This is a genomic window from Streptomyces sp. NPDC059477, from assembly GCF_042749375.1.
Taxonomy (GTDB): Bacteria; Actinomycetota; Actinomycetes; order Streptomycetales; family Streptomycetaceae; genus Streptomyces.
Window position 1 is genome coordinate 23,889 of sequence record NZ_JBHYUG010000097.1, and the last position, 9,063, is coordinate 32,951.

Genomic DNA, 9,063 nt, shown 5'->3' on the forward strand with positions numbered 1-9,063 from the left:
CGCGCGCGCCCGCCCCCGCCGCAGCCCCCCCCGCCGCCCCCCCCCCACCGCCCCCCCAGCCCCCGCCCGCGCGCCCCCCCCCCCCCCCCCCGACCGCGTCGGTCCGGTCGCCGATCTCGCCGAGCACCTCGTCCTCGGTCGCCTCCAGCGCGACCATGGCTCCGCCCTCCGGCAGGGCCTGCATCAGCCGGCCCCGGGCGACGGTGAGCGCCGCCGCGTCGGTGAGGCTCAGGGCGCCCGCCACGTGCGCGGCGGCGAGTTCCCCGACCGAGTGACCGGCCACGACGTCCGGGCGGACGCCCCATGACTCCAGGAGCCGGAAGAGGGCCACTTCCAGGGCGAACAGGGCCGGTTGGGTGAGGGCGGTGCGGTCCAGGGCGTCGGCGGCGGTGCTCGCGAGGACGGTGTCCCGCAGGGGCGTGGGCCCGGCGAGATGGGCGTCCAGCGCGGCGCATGTCTCGTCGAGGGCGGCGGCGAAGGCGGGGTGGGCGGCGTACAGCTCCCGTCCCATGCCGGGGCGTTGGCTGCCCTGGCCGGTGAAGAGAAAGGCGAGCTTGGCGGGGGTGGTGACGCGGTCCCGCACGAGCCCTTCGGCGGGCTCGCCGTGCGCCAGGGCCCGTACGGCGGCACGGAGGTCGTCCGGGCGGCGGGCCACGATGACGGCACGGTGCTCGAACCGGGGCTTTCGGGCGAGGGCGTGGGCGACTTCGGTGGGGGTGGGGTCGGCTGGGGTGGGGTCGGTCGGAGCGGAGTCGGAGGTGAGCGCGGTGGCCAGTCGGTCCGCCTGGGCCTGGAGGGCCTGTGGGGTGCGGGCGGACAGGATCCAGGGGGCGGGGACGGAGGGTTCCGGTTGGGCGGGGGCGCTGTCGGCCGGGGGTGCCGCTTCGAGGATCAGGTGGGCGTTGGTGCCGCTGATGCCGAAGGCGGAGACGGCGGCGCGGCGCGGGTGGCCGGGGGCCGGCCAGGGGGTGGGGTGGGTGAGGAGGGTGACGGTGCCGCCGGTCCAGTCGACGTGCGGGGTGGGGTGGTCGACGTGGAGGGTGGCCGGGAGCAGTCCGTGGCGCAGGGCCTCGGTCATCTTGATGACGGAGGTGACTCCGGCGGCGGCCTGCGTGTGCCCGAGGCCGGACTTCAGGGATCCCAGGTGGAGCGGGTGCGCCGGGGGCCGGTCGCGGCCGTACGTGTTGAGGAGGGCCTGTGCCTCGATGGGGTCGCCGAGGGTGGTGCCGGTGCCGTGGGCCTCCACGGCGTCGATGTCCCGGGCGGTCAGCCGCGCGTCGGCGAGCGCCTGCCGGATCACCCGTTCCTGGGCGGGGCCGCTGGGCGCGGTGAGGCCGTTGCTGGCGCCGTCCGAGTTGACCGCGCTGCCCCGGATCAGGGCGAGCACCCGGCGACCGGCCCGGCGGGCGTCGGACAGCCGCTCCAGCAGTACCAGGCCGACGCCCTCCGACCAGGCGGTGCCGTCGGCACCGGCGGCGAACGGCTTGCAGCGGCCGTCCGGGGCCAGCCCGCGCTGCCTGCTGAACTCGGTGAACATGCCCGGCGTCGCCATCACCGCCGCGCCGCCCGCCAGCGCCAGCGCGCAATCGCCGGAGCGCAGCGCGCGTACCGCCAGATGCAGGGCCACCAGGGAGGAGGAGCAGGCGGTGTCCACGGTCAGCGCCGGGCCTTCGAGACCGTACGTGTAGGCGATTCGGCCGGAGGCGACGCTGATGCCGGAGCCGGTCAGCCGGTACCCGGCGGTGGTGCCGGTGGCCTCGTGCAGCCGGGGGCCGTACTCCTGCTGGGAGGCGCCGACGAAGACGCCGGTCGCGGAGGCGCGCAGGGCGGCGGGGTCGATCCCGGCGCGTTCCAGCAGTTCCCAGGAGGTTTCGAGCAGCAGCCTCTGCTGCGGGTCCATCGCCTCGGCCTCGCGCGGTGAGAGCCCGAAGAAGTCGGCGTCGAAGCGGTCGGCGTCGTGCAGGAATCCGCCGCGCCGCACGGAGGTGTGGCCGGGGCGGTCCGGGTCGGGGTCGTAGAGGTCCTCGTCCCAGCCCCGGTTGACCGGGAAGCCGCTGGTCGCGTCCGTGCCGGAGACCAGGAGGTGCCAGAGGCGTTCGGGGGTGTCGGCGCCGCCGGGCCAGCGGCCCGCCGTGGCGACGATCGCGATGGGGTCGTCGTCGGCCGGGGTCGTGGCGGGGTCGGCCGGGGTCTCGTCCGTGGTGCGGGCGGTGGTGGTCGTCGCCGCCAGGTACCGGGTGGCCTCGGCCGTCAGGTGCTGGGCGAGTGCGCCGGGGGTCGGGCGGTCGTAGACGACGGTGGGCGCGAGGCGCACCCCGGCGGTCCGGGAGAGACGGTCGGCGAACTCGACCGCGCCGAGGGAGTCCAGGCCCAGTTCCTTGAAGGTGCGTTCCGGGTCCACGTCGTGCCCGGCGGCGAGCCCCAGGACTTCGGCGGCGGCGGTACGGACGAGGGGGAGGAAGTCGGTGGCGGGGACGTCTGCGGCCGGGGCGGGGCTCGCGGGCGCGGACGGTGGTCCCGCGTCGGGCCGGGGCGGTGTCGGGGTGCTCCCGGCCGGGGCGCCGGTCGCGAACCGGAAGGGCCGTCGCTGGAAGGCGTACGTCGGCAGCGCCACCCGCTCTCGCCGCTCGGCGCCGGTTCGGCCCGGCCAGTCCGTCTCCGTGCCGGCGACATGGAGTTCGGCGAGGGCGGTGAGCAGGGAGAGCCGTTCGTCGGTGGCCCGGCGCAGCAGCGGGGCGGCGGTCGCTTCCCCGGTGCCCGAGGTCCGGGTGAGGGTGGTGAGGACGTTGCCGGGGCCCAGTTCCGCGTAGGCGGTGACGCCCTGTGCGGTGAGTTGGCGCAGGGCGTCGTGGAAGCGGACCGGGCGGCGGATGTGTTCGGCCCAGTAGTCGGGGGAGGTCAGTTCGGCGGGGGTGGCGGGCAGGCCGGTCGTGTCGGAGACGACGGCGAGGGTGGGCGGGCGGAAGGTGAGCGTCGCGGCGATCCGGCGGAACTCATCCACCGCGCTGTCCATGTGCGGGGAGTGGAAGGCATGGCTGACCGTGAGCCGCCGGGTCCTGCGGCCTGCGGCGGCGAGGCGTTCGGCGAACCCGGTCGCCGCGTCGGCGTCGCCCGAGACCACGACGGAGCGCGGCCCGTTGACGGCGGCGAGCGCGAGCCGTCCGGCGTACTCGGCTTCGGCGAGCAGGGGTTCCGTCTCTTCGGCGGTGGCCTCGACGGCGATCATGGCGCCGCCCGAGCGGGCCTCCTGCATCAGCCGGCCCCTGGCGGCCACGAGGGTGACGGCGTCCGGGAGCGGGAGCACTCCGGCGACATGGGCGGCGGTGAGGCCGCCGATGGAGTGCCCGAGGACGAAGTCCGGTGCCGGGAGGTGCCGTTCGAGCAGCCGGTACAGGGCGGTGCCCAGGGCGAAGAGCGCGGCCTGGGTGTAGCGGGTGCGATCCAGGAGCGCGGCGTCGGGGGTGCCGGGTGCGGCGAACAGGACATCGCGGAGCGGCCGGTCCAGCCGGGGGTCGAACAGGGCGCAGATCTCGTCGAGCGCCTCGGCGAACGCGGGCTCGGTGCCGTACAGCTCCCGTCCTGCGCCCGGCCGCTGGCTTCCCTGGCCGGGGAAGAGGAAGGCGAGGGGGGCGGTGGTGCGTACGGGGGCCCGGCCGAGGACGGCACCCGGGGCGGGTGCGCCGGCCGCGAGGGCGTCCAGGGTGCGCAGCAGGCTCGCGCGGTCGGCACCGAGGGCCACCGCGCGGTGCGGGAAGTGGGTGCGGGTGGTGGCGAGGGAGTGGGCGAGGTCGGCGATCCGCAGATCGAGCCGGGCCCGGACGTGCGCGGCGAGCCGCCCCGCCTGGGCTTGGAGGGCCTCGGGGGTGGCGCCCGACAGGGGCCAGGGGGTGACGGGGGGCGGCTCGGCGTCCGTGGAGGGCAGATCCGCGTCCGGGGGCGGCTGCTCGGCCGCTGCGAAGGGCGACTCGGTCGCCGTGGCAGAGTGCTTGGCTTCCCTGGGAGGCTGCTCGGCTTCCCTGGCAGGCTGCTCGGACTCCGTGGCAGGCTGCTCGGCCTCCCTGGCAGGCTGCTCGGACTCCGTGAGAGGCGACGCGGCCTCCGTCAGGGACGACTCAGTGGCCGTCAGAGGCGACTCGGTGGCCGTGATGGACGCCGACTCGCCAGCCCTGAGGAGCGGCTCCGCCAGCAGCACATGGCAATTGGTGCCGCCCATGCCGAAGGAACTCACCCCGGCGATCAGCCGTCGCTCGGGCCTCGGCCAAGGACCCGTGTCGCGCTGCACCCGCAGCCCCAGCTCGGCGAGCGGGATCCGGGGGTGGGGCGTCTCATGGTTGAGCGTGGCGGGCAGGCGGCGGTGCCGCAGACCGAGGACCGTCTTCAGCAGACCGGCGATACCGGCCGCGCCCTCCAGATGCCCGATGCCGGCCTTCACCGACCCGACCACCAGCGGTTCGTGTTCCGCCCGGCCGGTGCCGTACGCCGCGCCGAGCGCCGCCGCCTCCACCGGGTCGCCCACGGGGGTGCCGGTGCCGTGCAGTTCGACGTACTGCACCTCGCCGGGATCGATCCCGGCGTCCCGGACGGCCTGGCGTACGACATCGCGCTGCGCGTCGGCGCTGGGGACGGTCAGTCCGTCGGTGCCGCCGTCGTTGTTGACGGCGCTGCCCAGGATCACGCTGTGCACATGGTCGCCGTCGGCCAGCGCCGCCGCGAGCGGCTTGAGCAGGACGAGGCCGCCGCCCTCACCCCGTACATAGCCGCTCGCGCGGGCGTCGAACGGGTAGGAGCGGCCCTCGGGTGACAGTCCGCCGAAGCGGGCGGCGGCGGTGGTGCCGGCGGGGGCGAGGTTGAGGTTGACCCCGCCGGCCAGCGCGAGCGCGCAGTCGCCGTCGCGTACCGCGCGGTACGCCAGATGGAGGGCGACGAGAGCGGAGGACTGGGCGGAGTCGACGGTGAGGCTGGGGCCGCGCAGGCCCAGGGTGTAGGAGACCCGGTTGGCGAGCAGGCCACGGTTGAGGCCGGTGAGGGTGTGGCGGGTGAGGGGGGCCGCGTCGGGGTGGTGGCGCAGGGCGGCGTAGTCGTGCGCCATGGCCCCGATGTAGACGCCGACGGGGGTGTCCGCGAGGGTGGCGGGGAGGATCCCGGCCTCTTCCAGGGACTCCCAGGCCAGTTCGAGGACGAGCCGCTGCTGGGGGTCCATCTCGGCGGCCTCGCGCGGGGAGATGCCGAAGAAGGCGGCGTCGAAGTGGTCGACGTCGGGGAGGAAACCGCCGGGGAGATCCACGTGGGCGGAACCGGCGCGGCAGGTGGAGTCGGCGGAACCGGCAGACATCCGGCGCCCCTCCGGCGCCGGGCCGATCGCGCTCCCGCCAGTGCTCAGCAGGTCCCAGAAGGCATCCGGGTCGGGTGCGCCGGGCAGTCTGCACGCCAGTCCGATCACGGCGACGGGAGTGGTCATCCTTTTCGCCGACCCCTTTCCGAGAAGTGCGAGAAGTACGAGAAGCGCGGGAGGTTCGAGAAGTGCGACAAGTGCGGGGTGTACGAGGTGCGCGGACTCCGCAAGACTCCGAGATCTCTGAGCTGGCAGAGATTTCCGAGATCACGGCCGGGAAGCTTTCCCAGTGCGCTGATCAGCGTTCCGAAGGAGATTTCGACAAGGTGCCGGAATACTTCTCAGGCTCGCCCAACGCCGCTCCCCATTCTCGCCGTACGCGGTTTTCCGGGCCCACCCCTAACCTCCCCCTAGAAGCCCCTGACCCCTGGCTCACCAGCGATGAAGCCCGCTCCCCCGAACCGGGCCGCGTCACGGTAAGCCGTTTCCCCGACCCCACCCCTAGCCGTCACCCTTAGGGGTTCCGCATTCGAAATGAACGACCCTAGCGTCTTCAACAAACACATGACGCGAGGGGAAGAGCCACTCATGGATTCACCTACGGATTCTCTGACGGAAGCGGTTCTCCGGGGAGCCCCCGCCGATGAACTCGAACGGGCGCCGGTCCCGGCGGATTTCGTCGCCGCCCATATCCGGCAGGAGGACGTCGGGATCTTCGACGGGGAGGCGGACAGCGACGTACGGCGTTCGCTGCGGGTGGGCCGGGTGCCGATGCCCGAACTCGCCCCGGACGAGGTGCTGGTGGCGGTGATGGCCAGTTCCATCAACTACAACACCGTCTGGTCGGCGACCTTCAAGCCCGTCTCGACGTTCGGCGCGCTCAAGCGGTTCGCGCGCGGCGGTGGTTACGCGGCCCGGCACGACCTCCCGCACCAGGTGGTGGGGTCGGACGCGGCCGGGGTGATCGTGCGGACCGGGGCCGGGGTGCGGCGCTGGAAGGTCGGCGACCATGTGGCCGTCAACGCGGCCGTCGTGGACGACCAGGATCCGGTGACCCAGCACGACGGGATGCTCGGCGCCGACCAGAAGGCGTGGGGGTACGAGACCAACTTCGGCGGGCTGGCGCACTACACCGTCGTACGGGCGAGTCAGCTGCTGCCCAAGCCGGGGCATCTGACCTGGGAGGAGGCGGCGTGCGTACCGCTGTGCGGCGGTACCGCCTACCGGATGCTGGTCAGTGACCGGGGTGCGCGGATCAAGCAGGGTGACATCGTGCTGATCTGGGGTGCGACGGGCGGCCTCGGCGCGTTCGCGGTGCAGTTGGTGAAGAACGGCGGGGGCATTCCGGTCGGGGTGGTCAACTCCGAGGCGAAGGCGAAGCTGCTGGCGCGGCTCGGCTGCGATGTGGTGATCAACCGCGAGGAGATCGGCATCGGCGGCGACGTGGCGGCCGGCGCCGACACGGTGGAGCTGGCGAAGCGGCTGGGCCGGGCGATCCGGGCGGAGCTGGGCGAGGACCCGCATGTCGTGTTCGACCATGTGGGCCGGGCGACCTTCGGGATCTCGGTGATCGTGGCCCGCCGGGGCGGCACGGTCGTCACCTGCGGATCCAGCACCGGGTACGAGCACTCGTTCGACAACCGGTATTTCTGGATGAACCTCAAGCGGATCGTGGGCAGTCACGGCATGAACCTCAACGAGGCCGCCGAGATGATGCGCCTGCTCGACCTGGGCGCGGTCGCGCCCGTGCTGTCGGAGGTGTTCCCGCTGGCCGAGGTGGGCGAGGCGGCCCGGCTGGTGCAGCAGAACCGGCACACCGGCAAGGTCGGCGTCCTCGCGCTCGCGCCCTCCCCGGGCCTCGGGGTGACGGACCCCCAGCGGCGCGCCGCGCTCGGCGAGGAGTGGCTGAACCCCCTGCGCTCCACCTCGGTGACCGCACCGGCCCCGGAACCCGTGGGATGAGCACCCCGACCGACACCCGCGCCGGTACCGGAACCGGAACCGTAACCAGAACCGGCAGCCGTGACACAGGCGCACCCCCCGACCCCCTCGCAGCCACCAGCAGCCGTGACACAGGCGCCCCCACCCGCACCCCCACCCGCACCCCCACCCACCCCCGAGACCACCAGGACAGCGAGAAGAGGACCCCCCACTCATGACCGCCCCCGCGCCCACGGCCGACCCGCAGGGTCAGGCCGCCGCGCCCGCCACCCTCCCCGAGGTGCTGCGCCTGCGCGCCCGCACCCAACCCGACGCCGTCGCCTACGTCTTCCTGCGCAGCGGCGAGACCCCCGAGGACTCCCTGACCTACGGCCGGCTGGACGAGAGCGCGCGGGCCAGGGCCGCCGCGCTGGACGCGGCGGGGCTGCGCGGCGGCGCCGCCGTGCTCCTGTACCCCTCCGGCCTCGATTTCGTCGCCGCGCTGCTGGGCTGCATGTACGCGGGGGTCGCGGGCGCCCCCGTGCAGGTGCCGACCCGGTCGCGGGGACTGGCCCGGCTGCGGCGGATCGCCGACGACGCCGGGACGGCCACCGTCCTCACCACGTCCGCCGTGAAACAGGACCTGGAGGAGCGCTTCGGCGACTCCCCGCACCTGGCCGGACTCACCCTCGTCCCCACCGACACCCCGGCCGCCCCGGCCCCCGGGGACTGGACGGCCCCGCCGGTCGCCCCCGACGACATCGCCCTGCTCCAGTACACCTCCGGCTCCACGGGCGACCCGAAGGGCGTGCGCGTCACCCACGCCAATTTCCGCGCGAACGTGGTGGAGACCGACCTGTTGTGGCCCTGCCGCCCCGACAGTGCCGTGGTCAACTGGCTGCCCCTCTTCCACGACATGGGCATGCTCTTCGGGGTGATCCTGCCGCTGTGGGCGGGGATACCGGCGTATCTGATGGGCCCGGAGGCGTTCATCCGGCGGCCGGGCCGCTGGCTGGAGGCCGTCTCCCGGTTCCGTGGCAGCCACACCGCCGCGCCGAGCTTCGCGTACGAGCTGTGTGTGCGGGACGCGGCGGACAACGGGGTGCCGGAGGGGCTGGACCTGTCCAGTCTGCGGGTGGCGGCGAACGGGGCGGAGCCGGTGCGCTGGCATGTCGTGCGCGCCTTCACCCGGACCTTCGCCGCCGCGGGTTTCCGCGCCCGGGCCATGTGCCCCGGCTACGGCCTCGCGGAGAACACCCTCAAGGTCACCGGTAGCCAGGAGGACCAGGAGCCCACGATGCTCCCGCTGGACGCGGAGGCCCTGCGCGCGGGCCGCGCCGAGCCGCTGACCGGCACGGGCGCCTCGGAAGCGGCGCCCGGCCCGGGGGTCGTGCACGCGGTCGGCTGCGGTACGACGGTGGGGGCGTCGGCGGTCCGGATCGCCGACCCCGACACGCTCACCGGGCTGCCGGACGGGTCGGTCGGCGAGATCTGGGTCAACGGCCCCTGTGTCGCGGACGGTTACCACGGCCGCCCGGAGGAGAGCGCGCGCACCTTCCGGGCCCGCCTGGCGGGCGAGGAGGCTGCGGGCGGCTGGCTGCGGACCGGGGATCTGGGGTTCCTGCGCGCCGGGGAGCTGTTCGTGACCGGCCGGCTCAAGGACGTGATCATCCGCAAGGGGCGCAACTTCTCTCCGCAGGACATCGAGGCGGCGGCCGAGCGGGCCGAGCCCGCCCTGCCGCCGCAAAGCGCCGCGGCGGTGTGCGTGGACCACGGGACCGCGGAATCGCGGGTGGGGGAGGGGGGCGCCG

At 74.4% G+C, this 9,063-nt stretch carries 3 protein-coding genes; 2 read left to right on the top strand and 1 reads right to left on the bottom strand.

Features of this window, described 5'->3' with window-relative positions; genetic code table 11:
* Positions 1-5,458: beta-ketoacyl synthase N-terminal-like domain-containing protein (locus ACFXAZ_RS32740; RefSeq protein ID WP_384598524.1), on the bottom strand; the 5,458-nt coding region annotated here is incomplete at its 3' end.
* 462 nt (positions 5,459-5,920) lie between these two features.
* On the opposite strand from ACFXAZ_RS32740, the gene ccrA reads away from it, so the two are divergent.
* Complete coding sequence (gene ccrA, locus ACFXAZ_RS32745) at positions 5,921-7,294, top strand: crotonyl-CoA carboxylase/reductase (protein ID WP_384598526.1); 1,374 nt, start codon at positions 5,921-5,923, stop codon at positions 7,292-7,294.
* A gap of 193 nt (positions 7,295-7,487) precedes the next feature.
* On the top strand, positions 7,488-9,063 hold a 1,576-nt coding region (locus ACFXAZ_RS32750), incomplete at its 3' end, for a fatty acyl-AMP ligase (RefSeq protein ID WP_384598528.1).